This window comes from Acidovorax sp., from assembly GCF_046294525.1.
In the GTDB taxonomy this organism is placed as follows: Bacteria; Pseudomonadota; Gammaproteobacteria; order Burkholderiales; family Burkholderiaceae_C; genus Acidovorax.
The window spans coordinates 205824-230735 of the sequence record NZ_JBKBKQ010000002.1; the positions used below are offsets into that span (position 1 = coordinate 205824).

At 63.8% G+C, this 24912-nt stretch carries 25 protein-coding genes; 17 read left to right on the forward strand and 8 right to left on the reverse strand.

Translation table 11 applies throughout. The features are described from left to right. Positions 1–7 precede the first annotated feature (7 nt). On the forward strand, positions 8–1069 hold the full coding sequence (locus tag ACK4HJ_RS03310) for an acyltransferase family protein (RefSeq protein WP_409827691.1): 1062 nt from the start codon (positions 8–10) through the stop codon (positions 1067–1069). A gap of 76 nt (positions 1070–1145) precedes the next feature. Continuing rightward, positions 1146–1706: a YaeQ family protein gene (locus ACK4HJ_RS03315; RefSeq protein WP_409827693.1), complete on the forward strand. Its 561-nt coding sequence runs from the start codon at positions 1146–1148 to the stop codon at positions 1704–1706. A 73-nt stretch (positions 1707–1779) separates the two neighbouring features. Here the strand turns inward: ACK4HJ_RS03315 and ACK4HJ_RS03320 are convergent, their stop codons facing one another. Both ACK4HJ_RS03320 and ACK4HJ_RS03325 read right to left on the reverse strand, forming a co-directional pair. Next, positions 1780–2085: a DUF2007 domain-containing protein gene (locus ACK4HJ_RS03320; protein ID WP_409827695.1), complete on the reverse strand. Its 306-nt coding sequence runs from the start codon at positions 2083–2085 to the stop codon at positions 1780–1782. A gap of 85 nt (positions 2086–2170) precedes the next feature. Further along, the gene (locus ACK4HJ_RS03325; protein WP_409827697.1) at positions 2171–2623 is read right to left on the reverse strand and encodes a DUF3717 domain-containing protein; all 453 of its coding nucleotides are present in this window, start codon (positions 2621–2623) and stop codon (positions 2171–2173) included. Between the two features lie 513 nt (positions 2624–3136). On the opposite strand from ACK4HJ_RS03325, the gene ACK4HJ_RS03330 reads away from it, so the two are divergent. From ACK4HJ_RS03330 to ACK4HJ_RS03340, 3 genes are all read left to right on the forward strand, one after another. Next, the gene (locus tag ACK4HJ_RS03330) at positions 3137–3892 is read left to right on the forward strand and encodes a TerC family protein (RefSeq protein WP_409827699.1); all 756 of its coding nucleotides are present in this window, start codon (positions 3137–3139) and stop codon (positions 3890–3892) included. Positions 3893–4020: 128 nt separating this feature from the next. Then, positions 4021–4488 (forward strand): hypothetical protein, encoded by a 468-nt coding sequence (locus ACK4HJ_RS03335; RefSeq protein WP_409827700.1) that lies wholly within the window; start codon positions 4021–4023, stop codon positions 4486–4488. 78 nt (positions 4489–4566) lie between these two features. Continuing rightward, a complete protein-coding gene (locus ACK4HJ_RS03340) occupies positions 4567–4920 on the forward strand; it encodes a phage holin family protein (protein WP_409827702.1) in 354 nt (117 codons plus the stop codon). Here the strand turns inward: ACK4HJ_RS03340 and ACK4HJ_RS03345 are convergent. Continuing rightward, on the reverse strand, positions 4888–6462 hold the full coding sequence (locus ACK4HJ_RS03345) for a M48 family metalloprotease (protein ID WP_409827704.1): 1575 nt from the start codon (positions 6460–6462) through the stop codon (positions 4888–4890). The genes ACK4HJ_RS03340 and ACK4HJ_RS03345 overlap by 33 nt on opposite strands. Positions 6463–6545: 83 nt before the next feature. On the opposite strand from ACK4HJ_RS03345, the gene moaC reads away from it, so the two are divergent. Further along, the gene (gene moaC / locus ACK4HJ_RS03350) at positions 6546–7037 is read left to right on the forward strand and encodes a cyclic pyranopterin monophosphate synthase MoaC (RefSeq protein ID WP_409827705.1); all 492 of its coding nucleotides are present in this window, start codon (positions 6546–6548) and stop codon (positions 7035–7037) included. A gap of 11 nt (positions 7038–7048) precedes the next feature. Here the strand turns inward: moaC and ACK4HJ_RS03355 are convergent, their stop codons facing one another. The 5 genes from ACK4HJ_RS03355 to ACK4HJ_RS03375 form a co-directional block, all read right to left on the reverse strand. Beyond that, positions 7049–7468, reverse strand: a complete 420-nt coding sequence (locus ACK4HJ_RS03355; protein WP_409827706.1) for a divergent PAP2 family protein — start codon at positions 7466–7468, stop codon at positions 7049–7051. 3 nt (positions 7469–7471) lie between these two features. Then, positions 7472–8329 carry a decaprenyl-phosphate phosphoribosyltransferase gene (locus tag ACK4HJ_RS03360; RefSeq protein WP_409827708.1) on the reverse strand — a complete coding sequence of 286 codons (858 nt, stop codon included), beginning with the start codon at positions 8327–8329 and terminating at the stop codon, positions 7472–7474. 119 nt (positions 8330–8448) lie between these two features. Then, positions 8449–9240, reverse strand: coding sequence for an SDR family NAD(P)-dependent oxidoreductase (locus tag ACK4HJ_RS03365; protein ID WP_409827710.1), 792 nt, complete (start codon positions 9238–9240; stop codon positions 8449–8451). Positions 9241–9242: 2 nt separating this feature from the next. Continuing rightward, entirely contained in the window at positions 9243–10550 is a 1308-nt protein-coding gene (locus tag ACK4HJ_RS03370; protein ID WP_409827712.1) for an FAD-dependent oxidoreductase, read from the reverse strand. Continuing rightward, positions 10547–10951 (reverse strand): GtrA family protein, encoded by a 405-nt coding sequence (locus ACK4HJ_RS03375; RefSeq protein WP_409827713.1) that lies wholly within the window; start codon positions 10949–10951, stop codon positions 10547–10549. Before ACK4HJ_RS03375 ends, ACK4HJ_RS03370 begins: the two co-directional genes overlap by 4 nt. Before the next feature lie 90 nt (positions 10952–11041). Between ACK4HJ_RS03375 and rfbF the strand changes: the two genes are divergently transcribed. The 11 genes from rfbF (at position 11042) to ACK4HJ_RS03430 (ending at position 24891) form a co-directional block, all read left to right on the forward strand. Next, a complete protein-coding gene (rfbF, locus tag ACK4HJ_RS03380; protein ID WP_409827714.1) occupies positions 11042–11815 on the forward strand; it encodes a glucose-1-phosphate cytidylyltransferase in 774 nt (257 codons plus the stop codon). After that, a complete protein-coding gene (gene rfbG / locus ACK4HJ_RS03385) occupies positions 11718–12947 on the forward strand; it encodes a CDP-glucose 4,6-dehydratase (RefSeq protein ID WP_409827716.1) in 1230 nt (409 codons plus the stop codon). Before rfbF ends, rfbG begins: the two co-directional genes overlap by 98 nt. 213 nt (positions 12948–13160) lie before the next feature. Next, entirely contained in the window at positions 13161–14528 is a 1368-nt protein-coding gene (gene rfbH / locus ACK4HJ_RS03390; protein ID WP_409828088.1) for a lipopolysaccharide biosynthesis protein RfbH, read from the forward strand. Beyond that, positions 14528–15568 (forward strand): NAD-dependent epimerase/dehydratase family protein, encoded by a 1041-nt coding sequence (locus tag ACK4HJ_RS03395; RefSeq protein ID WP_409827718.1) that lies wholly within the window; start codon positions 14528–14530, stop codon positions 15566–15568. The genes rfbH and ACK4HJ_RS03395 overlap by 1 nt, the downstream gene beginning before the upstream one ends. After that, positions 15565–17382 (forward strand): thiamine pyrophosphate-binding protein, encoded by a 1818-nt coding sequence (locus tag ACK4HJ_RS03400; protein WP_409827719.1) that lies wholly within the window; start codon positions 15565–15567, stop codon positions 17380–17382. The genes ACK4HJ_RS03395 and ACK4HJ_RS03400 overlap by 4 nt, the downstream gene beginning before the upstream one ends. Beyond that, complete coding sequence (locus tag ACK4HJ_RS03405; RefSeq protein WP_409827721.1) at positions 17379–18458, forward strand: FkbM family methyltransferase; 1080 nt, start codon at positions 17379–17381, stop codon at positions 18456–18458. Before ACK4HJ_RS03400 ends, ACK4HJ_RS03405 begins: the two co-directional genes overlap by 4 nt. Positions 18459–18461: 3 nt before the next feature. Further along, positions 18462–19658 (forward strand): class I SAM-dependent methyltransferase, encoded by a 1197-nt coding sequence (locus ACK4HJ_RS03410; RefSeq protein WP_409827722.1) that lies wholly within the window; start codon positions 18462–18464, stop codon positions 19656–19658. Positions 19659–19700: 42 nt separating this feature from the next. Further along, positions 19701–20795 (forward strand): N-acetylneuraminate synthase family protein, encoded by a 1095-nt coding sequence (locus ACK4HJ_RS03415; protein ID WP_409827724.1) that lies wholly within the window; start codon positions 19701–19703, stop codon positions 20793–20795. Continuing rightward, a complete protein-coding gene (locus ACK4HJ_RS03420; protein ID WP_409827726.1) occupies positions 20792–21778 on the forward strand; it encodes a glycosyltransferase family 2 protein in 987 nt (328 codons plus the stop codon). The genes ACK4HJ_RS03415 and ACK4HJ_RS03420 overlap by 4 nt, the downstream gene beginning before the upstream one ends. 24 nt (positions 21779–21802) lie before the next feature. After that, complete coding sequence (locus ACK4HJ_RS03425) at positions 21803–22561, forward strand: TylF/MycF/NovP-related O-methyltransferase (RefSeq protein ID WP_409827728.1); 759 nt, start codon at positions 21803–21805, stop codon at positions 22559–22561. A 29-nt stretch (positions 22562–22590) separates the two neighbouring features. Beyond that, a complete protein-coding gene (locus ACK4HJ_RS03430) occupies positions 22591–24891 on the forward strand; it encodes a GtrA family protein (RefSeq protein ID WP_409827730.1) in 2301 nt (766 codons plus the stop codon). Positions 24892–24912 lie beyond the last annotated feature (21 nt).

Genomic DNA, 24912 nt, shown 5'->3' on the forward strand with positions numbered 1-24912 from the left:
CCCCCACGTGCTGCCCCAGGGCTTAAAGGACCGGCGCCCCCCGCAGGCTAGCAGCACGGTCCATCGCGCAAACAACTTCGATGCGCTGCGCATGCTGGCGGCGCTGCTGGTGATCTGGAGCCATCAGTTCGCGCTGATGGGCCGGCCGAGCCCGCTGTTCTTTGGCAATGAGCCTGGCGCTGTGGGCGTGGTCATGTTTTTCGCGATCAGTGGGTGCTTGGTTAGTCAGTCGTGGCGGGCCGACCCGCATTTGGGGCGGTTTGCTTTGCGCCGGGCGCTGCGGATCTGGCCGGGGCTCGCGGTGGTCGTCCTGCTGGCAGTGCTGGTGCTGGGCCCGCTGCTGACAGAGCTGCCATTGACGGAGTATTTTTTCCATCCGCTGACGCGACAGCATCTGACCAACTTAGTGCTCAGCACGCATACCAGTTTGCCGGGAGTGTTTACATCCAGCCCGCACCCGGGGTCTGTCAATGGGCCACTGTGGACCATTCCGCTGGAAGTGGGCTGCTACGCTGGGCTCGCCTTGCTAGGTGCCGTAGGCGTGCTGCGCTGGAGATGGGCCTCCCTGGTCGTATTCGCGCTGCTGGCTGCGGCGCTGCACTGGCGCTACAGCGGGCTCACAGTTCCCGAATGGTCGTTCGCTTTGCAGTACGCCATCATCTTTGCACTGGGCGCGGTGCTGGCGCAGTGGCAGCACCTATGGAGACCCCGCGCCGCCCTGGCAGCCGCAGCGGTGGTGGTAGCGTGCGGGGTGTGGTTTCGCTGGGGACCGCCGCTACTGGGTGGCCAGGCGCCGCTGTGGGCGGCTGGAGCTCTGGCGGTGATCTGGGGCAGTTGCCGCACTTCGGGATTTGCTAGCGCGGGGCGCTTTGGCGATTTCTCCTATGGGCTCTACATTTACGGGTTCCCGGTGCAGCAACTGGTGATATGGAGCTTTGCGAACCAGCTTAGTTTTCCGGTTGCATTCGCACTTAGCGTGCTGGGTGCGCTGGCGCTGGCAGTGATGTCTTGGCACGGGGTAGAAAAACCTGCCCTGCGCTGGAAGCCTCGCAGACCTGTAGCGGCTTGAGCTCTCGGTGTAAGCGGAAGCCGATCGAGCTCCATGTGCTCGCGCGCCGACGTCACACCTCATCCTTTTTACTCGCATGGCCATCAAATCCACCATCTTCAAGGCGAACCTGCAGATCGCCGACATTGACCACGGCTACTACGCCGATCACGCCCTCACCCTGGCGCGGCACCCCAGCGAAACCGACGAGCGCATGATGGTCCGGCTGGCGGCGCTGGCCATCCAGGCGCACCAACTCAATGACCTGTGCAATGGAGACGGCACCCTGGCTTTTGGTGCAGGGTTGTCGGATCCGGACGACCCCGACGCTTCGCTCACCGACTTCACCGGTCGCAAGCGCGTCTGGATCGAGGTGGGCCAGCCCGAAGACAAGCCGCTGACCAAGGCCTGCAGCAAGGCTGATTCGGTCATCGTTTACTGCTTCAACCACGCCGCCGAGATCTGGTGGAAGGGCATTGAGAGCAAGCTGTCACGGTTGGACAAGCTGCAAGTCTGGCGCATCCCCACCGACGCTTCGCAAGCCCTGGCTCAGCTGGCCGAACGAAGCATGCAACTGCAGGCCACGGTGCAGGAAGGCGCCCTCATGCTAGGCAGCAGCCTCGGGAGCGTGCATGTCGAGCCGGTGCGTTGGAAGTGATCGGAACATTTGGCGAAAAACGGCTCTAGCGCTTATTTGATAAGCGCTAATAGCTATTTAATCGATAGCGTATTCAGTCCGGAGGCATGAGGGCGCCGCAGTGCCAGCACTGCTCAAAGCCGCCTTCGACCGTTTCGCCGCACCGGCACGCCCAGCGGCGCTGCGGGATGTCCTGCAACTCCTGCAGCAGCGCGCGCGCCCGTGGCGCGTGTTCGTCGTAGTCAAGCCAGATCTCGGGCAGGCATTGGTCGGGTGGCAGGTGCCCGGCCACAGCGCCCAGGTACTGCCGCTGCACAGATGCCGTCATGCCCGCCTCGCAGAGCAGGTCGGCCCACAGCGTGGCGATGGCGATGTTAGGGGCTTGGGTCAGACGCAGCATGGTGCGGCCACCTTAACGGTTTGCGGGCTGCGCGTACAGCCCGGGGTTTGGCTGGGCGCCGGGGGGCTGGCGCGTAGGGCGGCGCTCAGGACGTTGTCGTGCCGGCACGCAGCGGCACAGACCCGGACGTCGGACCTTCCGCCGCGCGCTCTGCGTAGCGGTTGAAGCGCCAGGCCGAATGCTCCAGGGTGATGCGGCGCCATACCGTGCGTTTTTCTGCAGGCGACATCCCGGGCCAGAGCTGTACTTCATCAAAGGTGCGGCCGCAGCCTTTGCACAGGTCATCGCCTTGGCTGGTGGAGCAGATCGCGATGCAGGGCGTGTCGGGCGTAGTGTCGTACCAGGCCTGCCACGCCGCAAGCGCAGCAGGTACCAGATGGTTTTCGTCCACCGCATCCTGGTGGGCATATACCAGCAGCGCGTAGGCCTCGCCCAGTGCCCGCAACTCGGGCGCCAGTGCCACGCCATCGGGCGACGGAGCGCGGCTGCGCCAATGGTTGATCGCAGCTTCGATGTCGGTGATGTGGATGGCAGCCATGGGGACGCGGGGGCGCAAAGGGCCCGCATCATAGCCGCCAGCTCGGGCGGGTACGGTTTGGGTGCCCGGGTCTGCATCGCGGCTTTTGCCCCAAATGGCCGGGGGCTGGCGCCGCAGCCGCAGCGTTCGTTGCATACGCACTATCCACAATCACTGCGGCCTTGCGCGGCTGCGCGGGCAATGTTCCAATCGCTGCTTCGAAGGGGAGTAGCTCCCGACGTGCTCCCCGGCGCATGCCCATGCGCCCGCCGGGGCGCGGCAACGGCACCGTCGTCAGTACGAAGCGAAGCATCGCTTCCGGCGGTCCGGGCCACATCCCATCCCTGCGGTGCGGATGGGGCCGAGCAAGACCTTTGATGGGCCCGTTGTGGGCTGATCAAGGCCGTCCCCACGCATCCTCTGCCCCCGCGGCACGTCCTTGGTCCGCCCATCGCAGGCCCTCTATCCGCAGGGCAGACTCGGCGCTACAGTGGCAGCCGGCCCGCCCTTGTGCCCATTGATACTGAGGAATTTATGGACTTTTTGGCTTCGCCTGCATTCTGGATCGCACTCGGCCAGATCATCATCATCGACATCCTGCTGGGGGGCGACAACGCCGTCGTCATCGCCCTGGCCTGCCGCAAGCTCCCCCCGGCGCAGCGCACCAAGGGCATCATCTGGGGCACCGCTGGCGCCATCATCCTGCGCGTCATCCTTATCGCCTTTGCCATGACGCTGTTGGCACTGCCCTTCCTCAAGTTCGTTGGGGCACTACTGCTGGTCTGGATCGGCATCAAGCTGCTGGCACCTGACGAAGAAGGCCACGGCGATGTGCAAGGCAGCGACAAGCTGCTGGCTGCCATCAAAACAATCATCGTGGCCGACCTGGTCATGAGCGTGGACAACGTGATCGCGATTGCCGGCGCCGCACAGAACGCTGGCGAGCACCAGCTTCTGCTGGTAGTGCTGGGCCTCTTGATCTCCATCCCGATCATCGTGTGGGGCAGCCAACTGGTCATCAAGCTGATGGAGCGCTTCCCCATGATCATCACGCTGGGCGGCATGCTGCTGGGCTGGATTGCGGGCGGCATGCTGGTGACCGACCCTGCGTTCGTCAACCCCGCCATCGTGGACTGGATGCCCAAGTGGGGCGGTGTGGACGAGAAGGGCATCGCCGTCATCTCCGATGCCCTGTACTGGGGCTCGCACATTGTGGGCGCCCTGCTGGTGCTGGCCGCTGGCAAGGCCGTGCTGGCACGCCGTGCAGCCGCAACGCCCGCACAGGGCTGACAGCTTGATAACCCCTCGGCGCGGCCGCTTTTCATGGGCGGGTCGACCGGGGGCTGACAACTATTAAAAAGGGGCAGCAGGTGTTGGTGCCCCTTTTTGTTTCTGGCGTATGAGCTTTTGGAGGTGCTATGGACAGAGTCATCGTGTACGTGGACGACGCAGACTATGCGCAGCAAATCCTTGCCCCACTGCTTGCGCGCGAGGCGGCCGCCCAAACCCGCTGGGTGCTGGTGGCCTGCGCACCGCGCATGACTCACCGCATCAGCAAATGGGTCAGCCACAGCGCCCGCGAGAACTGGCGCACGAAGTGGGCCGACAAGCTGTTTGCGCAGATCATTCCCCAGCTGCCTGTGGCCGCCGCTACGGTGTCTACAGTGATCGCCAAAGGACCGCTGGCCGAACTCACCGACCAGCTGCAAGCTGAAGAGGCGACACCTGCCCAGGTGCTGGACGCACGCCGCCCCAAGATGGATGCAACGGTCCAGGCTTCTGCAGCCACCCCGAAGCCGGCCACACCCCGCTGGGGGTCGGTGCCGGGGACGCTGGGCAGCCTGCTCACTGGCTGCGGCGCGTTCTGGGCTCTGGCCGTGGAGTAACCGCTTCAGGCAGGGTCAAAGGAGGGCGCAGCCTCGCTGCCAGTGCACGAGGATGATGCCCGGTGCTATTCTTTGCCAATGAAAATTCTCATCAAATGGCTGCTCAGCGCCGCCGCCCTGTTGTTCGTGGCCTACGTCTACAGCGGTGTGGAGGTGCAGAGTTTCACGTCGGCCCTCATTGCGGCCTTTGTCATTGGCCTGTTCAACGTGGTGCTGCGGCCCGTGCTGGTGGTGCTCACGCTGCCTGTCACCATCGTCACCCTGGGTCTGTTCCTATTTGTGATCAACGCGCTCATGTTCTGGGCAGCGGCCGGGGTGCTGGACGGCTTTCACGTCACCGGCTTTGGCGCGGCGCTACTGGGCTCGCTCATCTATTCGCTGCTGGGCGTGCTGATCGAATCAGCGCTCGGCGGCCTGTTCGCGAAGAAGTAGCTCCGTCGCCCGCAAGCGGGTGTCGATGATGGACGCTTCGATGTGGTCCGCCCCAGCACCGCCGCGCCGCGCCAGTTCCTGCCCCGCCTTGAATCGATCGACGGCGGCTGCGTAGTCGTACCGCGCAGCGTGGGCCTCGGCCTCGGCGCGTACGGCGCGCAGGGGCTGATTCAGTGCCTGCCAGGCTGAAGCCAGCCACTGCCAAGCGCTCGCATCACGAGGATGCGTCGCAACCCAGGTTTGCAACGCGCCCGTGCCCTCACTCGCTTTGCCGACGCGCAGCAGCGCTTGCGTGCGCAGCGCCAGTTCAGGCCGGCGCAGGGCTGGCGCAGCGGGTGCTTCGGCCAGAGTCTTCAATGCGGTCTCTGCGTCGCCGGCAGCCAGTTCAATCTCAGCCCTCAGAAGGCGCGCTAGGCGCTGCGCGGCCGCGTCCTGCCGAACCGCATCGTCCAGCCCCTGGGCTGCTGTGCGCGCAGCCCCAAAGTCGCGCAGCTGGCTTGCACCCAAGGCTGCTGCATACAGCGCGGCAGCCTTGCGTGACGCGGGCTGGCTGGCAAAGCCGGTGCTCTGGGGTTCCGCCATCCACTGCCTGAGTGCGTCCACTCCAGGGTTGGACAACACGCGCGCCCGCGCCGCCACCATGGCGTGCTCCAGGCTCGCTGTGGAAGTGGCGGCGGCCGCGGGACCGCTCGGGGGGATCCGCGACTGCATGTCTGCCATGCGCTCAGTCGTCAGCGGGTGGCTGCGCAGGTATGGCCACGAACCGTTGTCGTTGAGCCGATTGGCCTGCTGCAGCTTGTCGAACATGGTCACAAAACCCTGCGGCGCAAACCCCGCAGGCGCCATCAAGCCGTAGCCGATGCGGTCTGCCTCGCGTTCCATGTCGCGTGAGAAGTTGAGCTGGTTCTGCATCGCCAACGCCTGCCCGCCCACTACCAGGGCCTGCGTCGCCCCCGGATTCTTGCTGGCTGCAAGTGCCCCAAGGATCATGGCACCGAGCAGCAGCGGCGTCTGCTTGCTCTGCTGCGTGATCAGGCGTGAGATGTGGCGCTGCGTGACGTGGCTGAGCTCGTGGGCTAGCACCGAGGCCAGCTCGTCGCGCGTAGTAACCACGCCGATTAGTCCCAGATGAACACCTAGGTAGCCGCCGGGCAACGCAAAGGCGTTCACCGTGCGGTCGCGCCCGAGCAGGATCTCCCAGGCAAAGCGCTCGTCGAGCTCCGGCGACAGTTCACCGCGCTTGCGCGCCGCGTCCATCAGCGGCAGCCACAGGCCCTGGACATACTCGGACAGCACGGCATCGTCGATGTAGTCCGGGTCGCGGTAGAGTTCGCGGATGATACGGTCCCCCAGGCGGCGTTCGCCGCTGGTGGTGAGTTCGCTGCCATCGCCCAGCGTGGGCAACTGGGCATGGGCCATGCGCACGGGAAGAACGAGCGCCACGCTGCAAGCCAGGGCAAGCAGCAGGGGTGCCAGCGCCGCACGCAACCGCGCCCGCTCGGTGCTGTCAGGGAAGGCCGCCTTGCTTGGGATTTTCCGCATGGACCGTATGATGCCCTGACACTCCAGTGTTTCCCGGCGATTCAACTGGTTACCAAGAAATTGCCTTCCCTGATCCGATCCCCATGTCCAAGCCCGACCCAGCCACTGCACCCACCCTCACCCACTTCGACGCCCAGGGCCAGGCCCACATGGTGGATGTGAGCGCCAAGCCCGCCACCCACCGCATCGCCGTCGCCAACGGCCGCATCGAGATGCACCCCGCTACGCTAGCCATCATCAAGGCCGGCACCGCAAAGAAAGGGGACGTGCTGGGCGTCGCCCGCATCGCGGGCATCATGGCTGCCAAGAAGACCAGCGACCTCATTCCTTTGTGCCACCCTTTGGCCTTGACGCGGGTGGCGGTTGAGTTTGAACTGGCGCCCTCCGGTCAGGCCGTGCAATGTACTGCTACCGTCGAAACGGTAGGGCCGACGGGGGTGGAGATGGAAGCGCTGACCGCTGTACAAGTGGCCTTGCTGACGATCTACGATATGTGCAAGGCTGTGGACCGGAACATGGCCATAGAGGGTGTGCGTGTGACCCAAAAGCGTGGAGGCAAAAGCGATAGGTACTGACGGGTGCGCACTTAACCAACTCCAAGCGAATGGACCGCTGCTGCTGCGCCGATGCCCACGGCGATTCCAGCGGCAATTTCCAAACGAGAATGCCCCATGCGTTCGCGCAAGGGGATGTGGGTTTCATCCTGCTGCGCCAAGCGGTTGATGGCTTGTGCCTGCTTGCCGACCTGGCGGCGCAGACTGGCCGCATCCAGTATCACGATGAAAGCCAACGTCAGCGCCACCCCGAAAGCTGGATGCTGGATGCCGTCACGCAGCGCGATGAGCATGGCCATGCTGCTGACAATGGCGCTGTGATTGCTTGGCAAGCCCCCGTAGCCAATCAGGCCGAATGCCAACTTGCCATGGCGCAGGCTGTTGATGCCGAACTTCAGCACACCCGCCACCAGCCAGGCGAGGAACGGTGTCAGGGCATAAGACCAGTCCATCCGTTACCCCTGAGCGGCAGGCCACAAAACCCACATGCACGCGCCCACCCAGATCACCACTGTCGCTAGCAGCGGCCCGTCGGAGAGCAAGGCGTCGGTTGGTGATTCGCCGCCCTCGAGTTTTTCGACCACGTACCAGTACCGAAACAGTCCGAACAACACCACCGGCACGGTAATCACCAGCGCGGGCTGTGTTGACATGACAAACATGCTGTAGAACACCAGCGCCCCTGTGGCTGCCATCTCGGCATACCGGTCCACCAATGCGACGGTATAGCGTTGCAGCACTTCACGTCCCTCGCTGCCGCTCTGGCTCAACTCCTGCCGCCGCTTGACGGCTGCCAGGTACAGCGCAAGACACAGCGTGGTGACGAACATCCAGGACGACACGGGCACGGCCAGGGCCTGCGCGCCCGCATACACACGCAGCACAAAGCCGAAAGCGATGCTGAAGATGTCCAGTACCGGCTGGTGCTTGAGCCAGAAGCTGTAGGCCAGGTTGAGCGCCAGGTAGCCGCAGATCACGGCAACGGCGGCTGGTTGCACGAACCAGCCCAGCACCAGCGCGCCGTACAGCACGGCAAGCAGCGCCAGTGCGGCCGGCACCGACGCAGCGCCCGAGGCCAGTGGGCGGGTGTGGCGCTTCTTGGCATGGCGTCGGTCGCGCTCAATATCCCGGATGTCATTGACGATGTACACCGCTGAGGACGCCACGCAGAACAGCACCATTGCAAGCAGCGCCTGTCCAATGGCATGGCGGTTCGCAAACTCTCCTGCAAACACGAGTGGCGCGAGTACGAAACTGTTCTTGATCCATTGCCGCGGCCGCACCAGTTTCCACAGTCCAGGCAACTGGTTCATCGCAGTTCCCTGATGGCATCCATGACGGCCGGCGCCATCCAAGGGGCAACCGGTTCACAGGGCGCATATTGGCATCGGCCCATTGGTATTTCAGCGCACGCCATATCCATTCCCATCATTCAGATTTTCAGTCGATGGAAGATCATGCTGGGCAAGCAGCGAATCACCAGCATGATGATGCGCCACTTGCCCGGTGCGTAAATCACGGCACGGCCTTGCGCCACCCCCGTAGAGATTGCCTGGGCCACTGCCTCCACCGGCGCCAGCGACTGGCCCTGCGCGACCAGGTGTGCCGTCATGGGCGTGGCTGTGGGGCCTGGCTTGACCAGTATGACCTTGAGGGAGCTGCGGCCCAAGGCCAGCCGGTGCCGCAAACCCTGCGCATAGCGGTCCAGCAAGCCCTTGGCTGACCCATAGACGTAGTTGGACTGTCGGCCTCGATCTCCTGCTACCGAGCCGATCAAAACTAGGCTGGCCGGGCCAGCGCTGTGCATGTGAGAGACAAACGCTTCGGCAAACAATGCGGGCGAGATGCCATTGATTGCCAGGGCATTGTGGCATGCATGCAAATCGGCCTGGCAGGCCGCCTGGTCGGGCAGCACGCCGTGTGCGATCAGTACGACATCGGGCTTTCCCCGGGCGCAGGCCGTGGCTACGGCACGCTCGATGGCTGCGTCATCGCTAAAGTCAGCCCTCAGGCACTCGATACGGGATGCGGGCGAACGTACGGCAAGATCGTCGGCCACACGGCGCAAGCGCTCGTCGTTGCGCCCGATGAGCATCAAATCGACGGCGCCATCCTGTATCCACAAGCGCGCGCAATGTTCGGCGATGGCTGAAGTAGCGCCCACGATGACGATGCGCCTTGGTTGTGAGAGTGTCTGCGCAGGCTGCGAATCGGATGGCTTCAAACTCAACTCCCGAGAAGCCGTCGCGACATGGCGGATGACATGCCTGCATCGCGCATCGGCAAAAATTCATGCAAGCGTGGATAGCCTGCCTCAAAGACGTGACGCGGCATGCGCGCGTCCTTCGCCGGATACAGGGCACCGCCCGCTTCCAGGACGATAGCATCCAGGCGGTCGAACAAGCGCAAGGTGCGCTCGTCCCGGTTGGGAAAATCCAGTGCCAGAGTGGTTCCTGGCCGGGGAAAGCTCAACATGCCCCGCGCACTGCGCTGGCCAAACGTCTTGAGAACCGCCAGGAAAGAACCCTCGCCGCTGCGCGCAATCTCGCGCAGCATGGCATGGGTGGCGTCCCGCCTCGCATGGGAAGGCACCACACTCTGGTATTGGTAGAAGCCATGCGGGCCGTACATGCGATTCCACTCCAGCAAGCCATCCAGCGGGTATGAAAATGGCTCGTAGTGCTGCAGTGCCTGGCCCGCCCGCCTGCGCTGCAGATGGTAGTAGGAGGCATTGAGAGGCCGGAGCGTCAGCGGGTTGACCAGCGAGACGGGCGGTGTGAATGGCATGCGCCGCTCTGCTGCCCGAGGCATCGGCCCCCTTGTGGCCACCGAGGGGTTCGCCCGCATGAAGATGCCACGTATGTCCGAAGAAGAACTACCCGCAAGGCAGTCGATCCACCCCACGGTGTGTTCCCAACCCGCCTCGCTGCCATCGGCCAGTGCAAAGAACTCGTCGAGGCCGCCGTACGGAATGGTTTCGGTATCCAGCCATGGCCCGGCCACGCGGCGCAGTTGCAGTTCGGCGCCCACGATCACGCCGGTCAACCCCATTCCGCTCACGGTGGCGGCAAACCATGATGATTGCTGTGTGGGACTGCATTCGATCAGATCGCCGTTGCTGCGTGCCAGCCATAGCCGCAGCACATGGTCGCCAAAGCTGCCCAGGGCGTGGTGATTCTTGCCATGCACGTCGTTGGCAATAGCGCCGCCCACCGTTACCAGCTGAGTGCCCGGCGTGACAGGCAGCATCCAGCCGCGGGGCGCGCAAAGGCGTTGGATGTCTTGCAGGAGCACACCGGCCTCGCAGGTCAGCACTCCGGTATCCGGGTTCCAGTGGCTCAGACGGTCCAGGCCGGCCGTGTGCCACAAGACCCCGCCGGGATTGAGGCATTCGTCGCCATAGCTGCGTCCGTTGCCGTAGGCGATTCCGGGGCCGTGTGTCCGCAGTTCGTGCGGAACGCGCGCCGGGTCGTGCAGCGGAACAACGTGATGCGCACCCGCATTCAGCCGCCCCCAGGAGCGGATGGGAATCATGCCGCCGACCCAGTGAACACGTAGCGCTTGTCCATCTGGTATTTGGCGGCATAGCCCAGCGCCAAGCCGAGGACGCCGCCCAGGTAGCGCATGCTGCGCGCTCCATCGAACCAAGCATGAAAGGCAAATTCAAAGCCCCAGAAGATGGCCGTTGTCACCAATCCCATGGCGGCGTACAGGGCGAAGGTGCGGCCATCGTGCGCAGCATCACGTGCCCTGAAACGGAAGATGTAGCGCTTGTCCAAAACATATTTCAGCACCAGCCCCACAGCAGTGCCAAAGAATACGGAGGCCCATAGATGTCCTGGCCCGTCGTAAAGGCGCAGCAGTGCGTCCTGAGAAACTATGTTGGCACCCGTCGCAAAAGCAGCCAGTAGAGCGTAGAGGAGGTAGATCGGCATCGTCAAAGAGGGGTTGGCATTCCAGGGCCTACATCCCTAGTCATGCGACATATACTACAAGGCTCCCCCATTCATCTGTGGTATCGAACAATGAAAGCCATCATTCTTGCGGGAGGCAAAGGCACTCGGTTATCTGAGGAAACCACTGCGAAACCCAAGCCCATGGTCGAGGTCGGTGGTATGCCGATCATCTGGCACATCATGAAAATCTACGCGGCGCATGGTGTCAATGAATTCATCGTTTGCCTGGGCTACAAGGGCTACCAGATCAAGGAATGGTTCATTAACCAGCGCCTGCATCTCTCTGATATCACGGTGGACCTGTGTGATGGTGGCATCGAGATTCACCGCCAAGTGGGCGAGCCTTGGAAAGTGACCTTGGTGGAGACCGGCGAGGACACACTGACGGCTACACGCGTGCGCCGTGTGGCAAACTATCTCGATCCCCACGAAGACTTCTGCCTGACTTACGGTGACGGTGTGGCCGACATCGACATCCGTGCCCTCCTGGCCTTCCATCGCGCACAGGGGCGTGAGGCGACTGTGACGGTAGTGCAGCCACCCGGACGTTTCGGCTCCGTTGATTTGAACGGTGACGATGTGCGTGGCTTCGTCGAGAAGCCTATCGGCGACGGCGGCTGGATCAATGCTGGATTCTTTGTGCTTTCGCCCAAGGCGCTGGCGCGCATCCCTGCCAAGGACTGCATGTGGGAGGCCGAACCCGTCGAATCATTGGCGCGTGACGGCCAATTGGCGGCCTTCCGGCATGCGGGATTCTGGCAGCCCATGGACACGCTGCGCGATAAGATCCGACTGGAAGAACTATGGTCCGCCAGCTCTGCACCATGGAAAACCTGGAGTTGAGGCCGTTTGCATGAATCATGGCGGTTCTGACAGCGTGGCGGATCGGGAATTCTGGCATGCCCGCCGGGTTCTGTTGACCGGCCACACCGGCTTCAAGGGGGCGTGGCTTGCGGCTTGGCTGCATTACATGGGTGCCGAGGTGACAGGCTTCAGCCTGCCAGCTCCGGCCTATGAATCGCCGGCTTGGCAAGCTTTGTGGCCGATGTTGGGCAAAGGTGGCTTCACGGACTTGCGTGGTGACGTGTGCGACCAGGCAGCGCTGCATGCGGCTGTGCAACAAACCAACGCGAGCGTGGTGCTGCACTTGGCTGCACAGGCCATCGTGTTGGACTCATATGCCCTGCCCGAGCAGACCTGGAACACCAATGTCATGGGCACGCTCAACGTCTTGCAAGCGATGGCGCGCCATGGCCGCCCTGCTGTCATCATTGGCGTCACCAGCGACAAGTGCTATGAGAACCGCGAATGGGCCTGGGGCTATCGAGAAAATGATGTGCTGGGGGGACATGACCCCTACTCAGCCAGCAAGGCTGCCATGGAAATTCTGCTGGCCAGTTGGCGCAGTTCATTCGGGCCCAAGACGGGGATTCGGGTGGCAAGCGCTCGCGCTGGCAATGTGATTGGTGGAGGCGATGGAGCAGCCCATCGCCTCCTGCCCGACTTGATGGACGCGTTCTCCAGCGGCAAGCCTGCACTTGTGCGCCGACCAGATTCCGTGCGCCCTTATCAGCATGTATTGGAACCACTGTCGGGCTATCTGCGATTGGCACGCATTCTGCATGAGCAGGGCGATTCCTATGCCCAGGCCTACAATTTCGGACCCCCTGCAGGCGATGCCTGCACAACGCGCTGGCTGGCCGAAGTGGCAGCCGTGCAATGGGGCGATGGCGCGGCCGTGCAGTACCCACCCGCAGGCCAACAACCCCACGAGGCGGGAACGCTGATGCTGGACAGCGCCAAGGCCCGCCAGGAACTGGGCTGGTCTCCCCGCTGGACGGCGCGCGAGGCCGTACTGGCGACCATCGACTGGCAGCGCGCCTGGCTGAAGGGCCAGCCTGCCGAGACCACCGCCGAGACCCTGCGGCAGATCGAGCACTACACCCAGGGACGTTCTTACGTTTCCGCGCGCTGATCGGGCGCCGAATTGACAAAAATGGCAGTTGCAGACATTACCCCCGCCACTGGCGCCACCCTCCACCATTCCCGCGCCAAGCACCGCGACGGCCGCGAATTCATCGTGTGCCAGGTCATCGGCCAGCATGCCATGGGCTTCGCCCTTCCTGCCGGCCAACCGCTGGGCGCGGACGATGCCGCACGCGGCCTGCAGAAGCTCGAAGTGCTTCCCGTGGACGCTCTGGAGGCAACAGCCCGTCTGCCCTGGATCGAGGCCGACCGCCTGCTACGCGCCTTTGCGCGCCAGAATGCCCGTGAACACGCACGCGGCGCACAACTGAACCGAGCCCCGTTCGAGGCCGGCAAAAGCAAGATTCCGCCGTCCGGCAAGGTGGTGGGCGAGCCCGAGGCCGAGAACCTGGTGGACGCCAGCCTGGACCTGTGGCTCACGGCCGGCCGGTATTCCGACCAGTTCGAGCAGGACATCGCGCGCTACTTCGGCGCAGTACGGTCCATCGCCGTCAATTCTGGGTCGTCCGCCAACCTGATCGCGCTGTCCACCTTGACCTCACCTCTGTTGGGCTTGCGCGCGCTGCAGCCGGGCGACGAAGTGATCACGGCGGCCGCCGGTTTTCCCACCACGGTCAACCCCATTCTCCAGAACGGCTTGGTGCCCGTTTTTGTGGACTCGGACCTGGCCACCGGCAACATCGACCCGGCGCTGATCGAGGCGGCCATTTCGCCACGCACCAAGGCCGTCATGGCGGCCCACACACTGGGCAACCCCATGGACATGCGCGAAATCATGCGCATCGCCCGCCAGCATGGGTTGTGGGTGGTCGAGGACTGCTGCGACGCCTTCGGCTCCACGCTGAACGGGCAACCGTGCGGCACTTTTGGCGACATCGGCACGCTGTCGTTCTACCCCGCGCACCACATCACCATGGGCGAAGGCGGCGCCGTCTTCAGCCGCGACCCGCTGCTCATGAAAATCGCCGAATCGTTCCGCGACTGGGGCCGCGACTGCTACTGCCCGCCCGGCAAAGACAACACCTGCGGCAAACGCTTTTGCTGGAAGCTGGGCCAACTGCCTGAAGGCTACGACCACAAATACACCTACAGCCACGCCGGCTACAACCTCAAAATCACCGACATGCAGGCGGCCGTAGGTCTTGCCCAGCTCCAGCGGCTAGACGGCTTCATTGAAGCGCGCAAGCGCAACCATGCCGCGCTGGCCCAGGCGCTGCGGGCACACGGTGCCGACCAGCACCTGCTGCTGCCCGAAGTGCTGCCCGGTGCCGACCCTTCCTGGTTCGGCTTCCTGATGGTGCTCAAGCCCGGTGGCCCCTGCACCCGCAACGCCCTCACGGCCTACCTGGAGCAACAAGGCATAGGCACCCGCCTGCTGTTTGCGGGCAACCTGACGCGCCAGCCCTACTTCGCCCAGCACCACTACCGCGTGGTCGGCCCCTTGACGCAGGCCGACATCCTTATGGAGCAGGCCTTTTGGATCGGCATCTGGCCCGGCATCGACAGCGTGCAAATCGACTACATGGCTCGCACCATCGCCGCTTATCTGGGCACGGCCTGGAGCGACTGATGGCGACCGGCGATCTGCTCGACCGCGCGCTGGACGCTACCCCCGCGACACGCTGGGCCGGGCTGCAAGGTGCGCGCCTGCTCATCACAGGGGCCACCGGTTTTTTTGGACAGTGGGTGCAACTGGCATTGCAGCGCCTGCGCCAGCGCGGCATCGCCCTCACCGCGCAATGCGTCAGCCGCCGGCGCCAGTCCACCAGCGATCCAGGGCTTACTTGGCTGCGCGGCGGAGCGCAAGACTTCGCTCAGTTACCCATCCACCCAGGCACGACCCACGTGCTGCACATGGCCGCCAGCTCCGACAGCCGCGACTACGCCCACAACCCGCTGAAGGCCGCGCAGGTCATTCTGGACGGCACCTTCGGTGCACTGGCCCTGGCACAGCGCAGTGGAGCGCACCTGCACCTCGTCAGCAGTGGTGCGGTGTATGGGGCGCGGCGGCTTTCCATGGGCCCGACCCAGGAGGCGCACATCGCCACCGGCGCCCCGCACCCGCTGGAACGCATGTCCGCATACGGCAACGCCAAGCGCATGGCCGAAGCCCTGGTGGCCTGCGCCAGCGCAGACTATTGCATTTCTCGGCCCTTTGCCTTCCTTGGGCCGGGGCTGCCGCTCGATCAGCACTTTGCCGCAGGCAACTTCGTACGGGATGCTGCCACTGGTCAAAGCATCATCGTGCAGGGCGATGGCACGCCCGTCCGCTCTTATATGCACCCCGCCGATCTGGCCGCCTGGCTGCTGGCCTTGCTCGCCAGCCCCCTGCGGGGTCAGGCGATCAACATCGGATCCTCGCAACCCGTCAGCATTGCCGCACTGGCCGCAGAAATTGCTGCCCAGGCTGGCGGCCCGGTCCCCCGGATCATGGGCGGCCCAGCCGACGGGGCCGACCCATCCGCCTATTGGCCCGACACCACCCTGGCTCAATCCCACGGCCTCTCCCTTGTCATTGACCGCCACAGCGCCATTGCCGATATGCTGCAATGGGCACGCAGTGCAGCCTCCACCCACCACCCCCTGTCACCCCTTCCTGCCACATCATGAGAGTTGCCGAGTTCATCGCCCGCCGTCTGGCCGACCTGGGGGCCCGCCATGTGTTCACGCTGACCGGCGGCGGCGCCATGTTTCTCAACGACGCTTTCGCCCACGAAGGGCGCTTGGTGCCAGTCTATTGCCACCACGAGCAAGCCTGCGCCATGGCCGCCGAAGGCTATGCACGCATGCACAACCAGCCGGGCATCGTCAACGTCACCACCGGGCCGGGCGGCATCAACGCGCTCAATGGCGTCTATGGGGCCTTCACCGACTCCATTCCCATGCTGGTCATTTCGGGCCAGGTCAAACGCGCCACCCACCTCGTCTCCAACCCGGTGCCCGGCCTGCGCCAGCTGGGAGACCAGGAAGTGAACATCGCCGCCATGGCCCGCCCGGTCTGCAAAGACGTCATCAGCCTGCTTGATCCGCAAGACGCCCCCGCCACCCTCGAGCGCGCCTGGGCTCTGAGCCAGCATGGCCGACCCGGCCCGGTGTGGATCGACGTTCCCATCGACGTACAGTCCGCAGACATCGACCCCGACCAATGCCCCCCGTGGGATGGCAGCTTACCCGCTATCGAGGGCCGCCTTGTCAGCGCGCAAGCGCTGCAAGCCGCTGCGGACGACATTCTCGACCAGATCCAGGCCGCGCAGCGCCCCCTCTTGTTCTGGGGTACGGGCGTGCGCCTCGCAGACCAACAGCAAACCTTGCTGACCCTGGCAGAACTCCTGCAAGTGCCTGTGGCCACCGGCTGGACGCATGACACCATTGAAAGCACCCATCCCCTCTTTGCCGGCCGCCCCGGCACCATAGGCACCCGCGCAGGCAACTTCGTGCTGCAAAACGCCGACCTGCTGGTGGTGCTGGGCAGCCGTCTCAACATCCGCCAGACCAGCTACAATTTTGATAGCTTTGCGCGCAATGCCCGCATAGTTCAAATCGACATTGATCCCGCAGAAATGCGTAAACCCACAATAAGCCCTCATCAGGCTCTTGTGGCGGATCTGCGCGACATCGCACCCGTGCTGCTGGCACGCGCAAATGAGCGCCGCCAGCCCCTGCCGCAGCACCGCGCAGGCTGGCTGCAATGGATCGCCGACCGGCGCCGGCGCTACCCCTTGGTCGCCCCGCACCTGCACAGCCTGCGCGACCAGCGTATCAACCCTTACTGGTTTATCGAAACCCTGTTTGCCCACGCACAGGACAACGACATTTTTGTCACCGGCAACGCCAGCGCCTGCATCATTCCCTTCCAGGTCGGCCCCATCCGCTCTGGCATGCGCCTGTTCTCCAATTCGGGCTCGGCCTCCATGGGCTATGACATCCCGGCCGCCATCGGCGCCGCCTTCGCAAGCCCGGGGCAGCGCGTCATCTGCCTGGCTGGCGACGGCAGCGCACAGCTCAACATCCAGGAGCTGCAGACCATCGCGCACTATCAACTGCCCATCAAGATCGTCGTGCTGGCCAACGACGGCTACCTCTCCATCCGGTCGAGCCAGCAGAACTTTTTCAAGCGCACCTCCGGCGAAAGCCCGTCCAGTGGTGTCACGCTGCCCGACTACGTGCGCCTTGGCGCCGCCTATGGTTTGGCTGCACACCGCATTGCCGGCCCGGAGTTTGCCCAAGCGCTAAAAACCGCACTGGCCGAGCCCGGCCCCGCCATCATCGAAGCCATGCTAGACGGCCAGCAAGGCTTCGAGCCGCGCATGAGCTCACGGCAGTTGCCCGATGGGTCGATCATTTCGCCGTCACTTGAAGACCTCTACCCCTTCCTCCCGGCCGAAGAACTGCGCCAGGCGATGGCGATCGAGACTCCGCCATGAACCTTAGCCAAGCCGACAAACCTTCATCCGTACTGGTCTATGGCGCCGGAGGCATGGGCCTGCGCACCGTGCGTGCGCTGCGCCAACGGGGCATGGAAGTGCTGGCCCTGCTAGACCGCCAGGCGCAACCGGGCAGCGTGCTGGAAGGCCTGCCCGTCGTATCGCCCCAGCACTGGCTGGCAGCCCGGCACGCGCGGGGCGCCACGCCACCCGTCGTCATCGCCATTCACAACCCCGCGCATTCCGTGGCCCAGGTGCAGCAGGATTTGCAGGCGCAAGGGTTCGGCCCCGTGCACACACTGGTGGACGTCTGCCGCTGGTTCCCCGATGCATTGCCTGACAGTTATTGGCTTACAGACCCGCGTGTCTATGCGGAGCACACCGCAGACCTGAATGCATTGAGCGCGGTGCTGGCCGACGATGCCAGCCGCGCCGTTCTGCAGGGCATCGTGGCCCTGCGCGCCGAAGGCCGGTATGCGGCGCTGGGCGCGCCAGAGGCCAGCCAGTACTTTCCCGCATCGCTGCCGCGCTGGCCCACCCCACTGCGTCTGGTGGATTGCGGTGCCTTCGATGGCGACACCCTGCTGGCAGCACAGGCTGCGGGCTACGCCATCGACCAGGCCCTGTGCCTGGAGCCTGACCCGCGGAACTATCGCCAGCTGGTGTCGCTCGTCCGCGACCAGCGCATTCCCGCCATCTGCCTGCCCTGTGCGGTGGCGCGCCACGCGTGCCTGCTGCATTTCGAGGCGCAAGGGGCAGGCTCCAGCCATGTGCGCGCCGATGGCGCGGTGCAGGTGCAAGCGCTGGGCCTCGACGAAGCATTGCCGGCCTTCGCCCCCAGCCTGCTGAAAATGGACATCGAAGGCGCAGAACCGGACGCGCTGGAGGGCGCCTCGGAACTGATCCGCCGCTTCCAGCCCGGCCTCGCCATCGCGGTGTACCACCACTACCGCCACTTGTGGGAGATCCCGCTGCTCCTTCAGCGCTGGCTGCCTCGTCACCGCTACTTTCTGCGTGCCCATGCCCACAACTCCTTCGACGTTGTGCTGTATGTGCAGCCTTTGCCCGCAACGTAAGCGATGAGCCGCACCTGCCCAGCCTGCGGCGCCGCCCAGGGGCGCGTTCTGCGCACCATGCGCTACGCCCTGTTCGATGACTCGACCCTGCCGCGCTACACCCGGATCACTCTGTGCCAGGGCTGTGGCTTCGTCTATGCAGATTCGGAAGCCACCGCCCAAGACTACCTGGCCCACTACCGGCGCAACTCCATCTACGCTGCGACGCACGAGGTCAGGGCCGGCCTGACGCCGCAGGCCCAGGCCCCGCTGGTGGAGCGGGCGCACCGCTTTCTCCCGCAATTGCCGCCCAGTGCAACACTGGTGGACATTGGCGCGGGCAGTGGCGACTTCCTACAGGTCCTGAGCGGGCTGCGCCCCGATGTGCGCCGGGTGGCACTCGACCCCGATCCGCGCTGCGTTGCGGCCCTGCAGGCCAGCGGCCTCGATGCGCGGCTGGGGTCGCTGGACGACCTGCCCGCCAACTTGGCAGGCCAGGCCGACGCCGTGCTGCTCAGCCACGTACTGGAACATCTATGGTCGCCGCTCGAAGGCATGGCGCAAGCCGCCACCCTGCTGAAACCCACCGGCGTGCTGTATGTCGAAACCCCGGACCGCCAGGGCTATGGCGAACACCCCAACGTGCCGTTCTACTATTTCGACCCGGAGCACATCAACCATTTTGCGGTGCAAGACCATGCCCGCCTCGGCGCCCGTGCCGCGTTGGCCATGCAGGCCCAGGGCCGCAGCACGCTGACGCTGGCCGGCGGCGTCACCTACCCTGCGTGCTGGGCCTTGCTGCGGCGCAGTCCAACTGCAGCCGAAACCGATGGGTCACCCACAGACTCGCACCGTGTGGAGCGCTACCTGCTTGAACAGGAGGACCGGCTCCGGCACTGGCTGGCTTCGGCCTACCAGGTCATTGCGGCAGCCGGCTCTGCCATCATCATCTGGGGAACGGGCAGCCAGGCACAGCGCGTGCTGGCAGAGGGTTTGCTCGACGCATGCGAGGTGCTTGCCTTGGTGGATTCCGATACCTCCAAGCAAGGCCGGCGGCTGGCGGGCATTCCCATCATGGCGCCCGACCAGGGCCTGGCCCTGGCCCCGCAGGCCCCGGTCGCCATCCTCGCGGCACGCGCCGCGTCGGCGTCCATTCGGCGCGTGTTGGCGGGCAGCCATCCGGATCGGCAGGTGCTGGCGCTGGACGCGCTGGCGGACTGAGTCCCACCCCATTTCATGCAGATCATTCAAGGAGAAGTATTGATGAATTACTACGAAGAAGGAAAACGCCTCTTTGATGGCCTGTTCGTGCTGGAACTGGCCAACAACCACTGGGGCAGCCTCGAGCGCGGACAGCGCATCGTGAATGACTTTGCCCGCATCGTGCGCTTCAACGGCGTCCGGGCCGCCATCAAGCTCCAGTTCCGCGATGTGGACCGGTTCATCCACAAAGATTTTCGTGCGCGCGAAGACATCCGCTACATCAAGAAAACCATCGACACGCAGCTGACCAAGGCCGACTACAAAAGCCTGATCGAACATGTGCGCAGCTCGGGCTGCGTGCGCATGTCCACCCCCTTCGATGAGGCCTCGGTGGACCTGTGCGAAGAACTGGGCGTGGAGATCATCAAGATCGCCAGTTCCGACCTCAACGACTGGATCCTGATCGAAAAAATCGCCAGCACGCGCAAACCGGTCATCGTGTCCACCGGAGGCTCCTCGCTCAAGGACGTGGACGATCTGGTCAAGTTCTTCCGCAATCGCAACATTCCGTTGGCCGTCAACCACTGCGTGTCCATCTATCCGTCGGAAGACTCCGAGCTGGAACTCAACCAGATCGATTTTCTGCGCGACCGCTACCCCGAAAACGTCATCGGCTTCTCCACCCATGAAATGACGGACTGGAGCAGCTCCATCCTGATGGCGTACGCCAAGGGCGCACGCACCTTCGAGCGCCACATCGACATCGAGGCTGACGGCATCCCCGTCTCCAGATACTGCACCCTGCCCGCGCAGGCCGACACCTGGTTCAAGAGCTACACAAAAGCCATCGAAATGTGCGGCTCCCCCGGCACGCAAAAGCGCATACCGCCGCCCAAAGAAATCGCTTACCTCGACGGTCTGGTGCGCGGGGTGTATGTCAAGAGCGACCTGCCCGCGGGCCATGTTTTGCAGCCAGACGATTTCTACCTCGCCATTCCGCTGCAAAAGGGCCAGCTTTCGTGCCGTGAATTGATGAATGGGCAGGTGCTGCGCCAGTCCGTAGGCGCCGACGCCCCGCTGCGCATCGACGACATCGATGGTCCGCACGCCGAGAACGAAAGCCTGCGCCAACTCATCTACCAGCGCGGCTTATGACTGCCCCACCCCCACCCCCACCACCGCAAGACCTGCAGCTGCTGAGCATCGTCACGGGTTGCTACAACGAGCAGGACAATGTCCAGTCCTTGTACGACCGCATCCTGGCGGCACTCCAGCCGCTGGAATCGCGTTACCGCTTCGAGCTGATTTTTATCGACAACCAGTCCGCAGACGCCACGGTCGAACGTATCACCACGCTTTGCGCGCAAGACCGCAGGGTCAAGCTGATCGTCAACGCGCGCAATTTCGGCCATGTGCGCTCGCCCTTCCATGCCCTGCTGCAAGCTAGCGGCGCGGCGGTCATCTGCCTGGCTTCAGACCTGGAAGACCCGCCCGAGCTGATTCCACGCTTCATCGAAGCCTGGGAGCGCGGCGCTTGCGTGGTCGCCGGGGTGTATGAGGGCGAGGCGCAAAAAGGCCTGCTGGGCCTGTGCCGCAAGGCGTATTACCGTGCCCTGGCCGCCCTGGCCGAGGCGCAGCCCATTGCCGCCTTCACCGGCTTTGGCCTGTATGACCGGCGCGTGGTCGAACTGCTGCGCAGCACGGCCGGCCCCTACCCCTATGTGCGCGGCCTGATTGCCGAATTCGGCCTGCCGCTGGAGACGATTGCATTTGCCAAAGCCCGGCGCCAGTCGGGTATCACCAAGAACAACATCCTCACGCTGCTGGACCTGTCCATCCTGGGCCTCACCAGCATGTCGCGCGCGCCCATACGCTTGGCAACCTTGCTGGGCGCTGGCCTGTCTGCGCTCGGCTTCTTGATTGCGCTGGGCTACCTGGTGGCCAAACTGCTCTTCTGGTATGAGTTTCCGCTGGGGCAGGCACCGCTGTTGATCGGCATCTTTTTGTTTGGCTCTGTGCAGATTCTGATTGCCGGGCTCATTGGCGAATATGTGGCATCACTGCACCTGCGGGCGCAAAACTTTCCGCATGTGGTGGAGTTGCGCAGGGTGAATTTTGATTCATCGGCGCCGCGTTGAATGGTTCACATCCTACTGATTGACATGAAAAATATCGCCTTACTCGAAGTCGGTGGCAATGGTTTTATTGATCTGGGAAAAAAGTGGACTCCGCCCGCCATCTGGCAATTCCTGTACGGCAAACTGGTTATTCGCAATATTCCGGATGCTGAATGTTATGGCATGGTATTCCAACCGTGGCTGACACCAATAAGAGCAGGCATGTATCAGCTCGTTCAAAAGAAAACACTATTACGACCAGAGGCTCTCTACCATCTTGAAAACTCCCTGCACCAAGCGCTGAATTTTGAAGGTGCAGTTTATGAACTAGGCGTTTATAAAGGTGGTTCCGCCAGAATTATTCGAGATGCCATTCAAACCGCAGAGGGGAGGCGCATGTTGCGTCTTTTCGACACCTTTGAAGGCATGAAAGTGACGAATGACGAGCAAGGCGATCGCCACCGCGCCGGAGATTTCTCGGAAACCTCATTGACAGAAGTCAAAGCGTTCGTTGGCGAAGCTGACTGGATTGATTACCGGCAAGGCTGGGTCCCTGAAACATTCGTGGGCCTCAATGACGACAAAATTGCTTTCGCGCATATCGACCTGGATCTCTACGCACCCATCGCTGATACCATCCGTTTCATTTACCCAAGATTGGTAAAAGGTGGGATGATGCTTTTTGACGATTACGGATTCCCATCGACCCCTGGCGCGAGAAAAGCAATCGACGAATTCTTTTTCAATCGGCCGGAATCCCTGTTTGTCTTGCAAACAGGGCAAGCATTCGTCGTGAAAATCTGATTTCTATGCTGTTTGGCCAATCTCAAGCCTTGCGCTATCTTGCCTTCGGGGTGTGGAACACCTTTTTCGCATGGCTGGCCTTTGCACTGATCTGGAACATCGGCGAATCCTTCGCCCCTTTGTGGACCCTGGTAGCCATCGCCCATGGGGTGGCCACTACGCAAGCGTTTTGGGTGCAACGGCGCTGGGTGTTCAAGGCAGAGTCTGACCCACTGGCCGCGCAATATCTGCGCTTTCAGGGTGTTTTCCTGGGTCTGCTGGGCATCGGCATGTTCATGCTCGAAGCCCTGCATGCCCAGGGTGTGCACCCGTTGGCCGGGCAGGTGCTGGTCATGGCCACCCAAGCGGCCAGCGGCTTCCTGCTGGGCCGATCGTTCACCTTCAGTGCAGAACCGTTCCGGCTCCAGTGGCTGGGCATGCGAATAGCCGCTGCCCTGCGCGGCACCGGTGTGGTGTGGCTGGCTTTTCTCGCCAGTCTTGCCATTTTTTATCGCGTTCTGGCGCGGCCTTTCTATGCGAGCTTGGAGCATGTCGGGCACGACTTCGCCCTGTCGGCCACGGGCCTGCTGGAGGGCCGCTTCTGGCTGCAAAGCAATGGCCTGATCGCCGGGCTGTTCAACCCCCCGTGGTTCACGCCCGCCTGGTGCGCGGGCGCGGCGTTTTTCACCGATCCGCAGGCGGGTTTTTTCTCGCCCGTGCAATGGCTGGCACTGGCTCTGGACCCGTTTCAGGCGATCGAAGTGGGTACGCTGTTCTTCGCGGCGCTGGCGTTCTGGGGGGGCTATCTGGTGGCACGTCGCCTGCTGGGGTGGCAGGCGCCTGGCGCCCTGGTGTTTGCCATCTTGGGAATGGCACATGCCTTTATGCCCCTGCGCTCGGCCGTGGGTGAATCGGGCTACCAGCCGCTCTATGTGTGGCCCTGGCTGTTGCTGGCGCTGTGCTGGCCGGCGCAAGCGGGCTGGCGTGGCAAACTGGTTGGCCCGGTACTGGGCGTCACGCTGGCGTTGACCGCCTGGCTGCATTTCGGCTTTGCCGGGATGATGGTGCCCAGCTTCCTGGGCGTCATGTTGCTGGGCCTGGTGCTGGTGCTGACAGGGCGCGCGCGGTTTGATTTGCTGCTGGCGCGCGCTGCGCTGGGGGGCGTGCTGGCAATTGCGCTCAACGGCTCCAAACTGTACGAAGCCGCCAGCCTGATGCGCAACTTTCCGCGCGACTTTTATGGCATGCCCGGCTTTGCTGCGCTGCAGGATGCGCTGGTTGCGCCGGTGATGGCGCTGTTGCTGCCCTCGCAATGGACCACCTTTTTCGGCATGCGCCGCCTTTCAGGCGTGCAGTTTTCGGTGCTGCCGCACGAATGGGCCCTCGAGTTCGGTTTGGGCGCCCTGGCGGTGGCGCTGGTGGCGGGGGCCTGGGTGCTGCAGCAGCGCCGCCAAGGTATCCGCACCGCTACGGCGGAAGCCCACCTGTTGGCCCCCGCACCCTTCGGTGCCTTACGCTGGCTGCTGTGGGCGGGGGTGCTGCTGCTGCTGGTGCTGCCGCCGCTGCTGCTGTGGAACCAGGGCGCGGTGCGCGAAATGCTCAAGCAGATTCCCATCCTCAACAGTGCCGCCTGGCCCATGCGCTGGATCGTGATTTATGTGCCCTTGGTGCAATGGCTGCTGGCGTGGCCGGTGCAACAGGTGCTGGCCCGCCTGCCTGTGCAGCAGCACGCCTGGTGGTACGCGCTGGGCGCTGGCGCGGTCATCTGGCTGGGGCAGGCGCTAGCACCCAACAGCTACTACCTCGACCCGCACATCCAGGCCTACGACCCCAAGCCGGTGCTGCGGGCCCATTCGCAGTCGCTGCGCGCGGGCGCCATGCCGCTCGAGCGCATCGAAATCACGCCCGAGCGTGGCCTGGCCCGCAATGACGCCATGCTCGACGGCGCCTCGCAGGCTTATTGCTACAACCCCTTGTATGGCTACAGGCTCGAAGCCTTCCCGCAACCCGGGCGCCTGCGCCCCGGGCCGGCGCTCGCCTTGGATGCAGCGGGGCAAAGCATGATCTTCAACCCCGCCTGCCTAGTACACCCCGCCGAGAACGCCTGCCAGCCCGGCGATGGCTTCCGCATGGACGACCCTGCGCAGCGCCAGGCGGCAGAAAATTTTGTGGCACGCAAGCCGTTTGCGTGGCAGCGGCCTTGGTTGGGGCAGGTGTTGTCGTGGGTGTCGCAGGGCTTGTTCTGGTTGATCCTGTGCCTGCTCGCGGTGCGTCTTTGGCAAGCACTGCTGTCGGCGGCCTTGCCGCCCGGGACTGGGAATCCCCCTCCAGCAGACCGGCATATGGCCTGATACCAAGTGCGCTTGCCACCT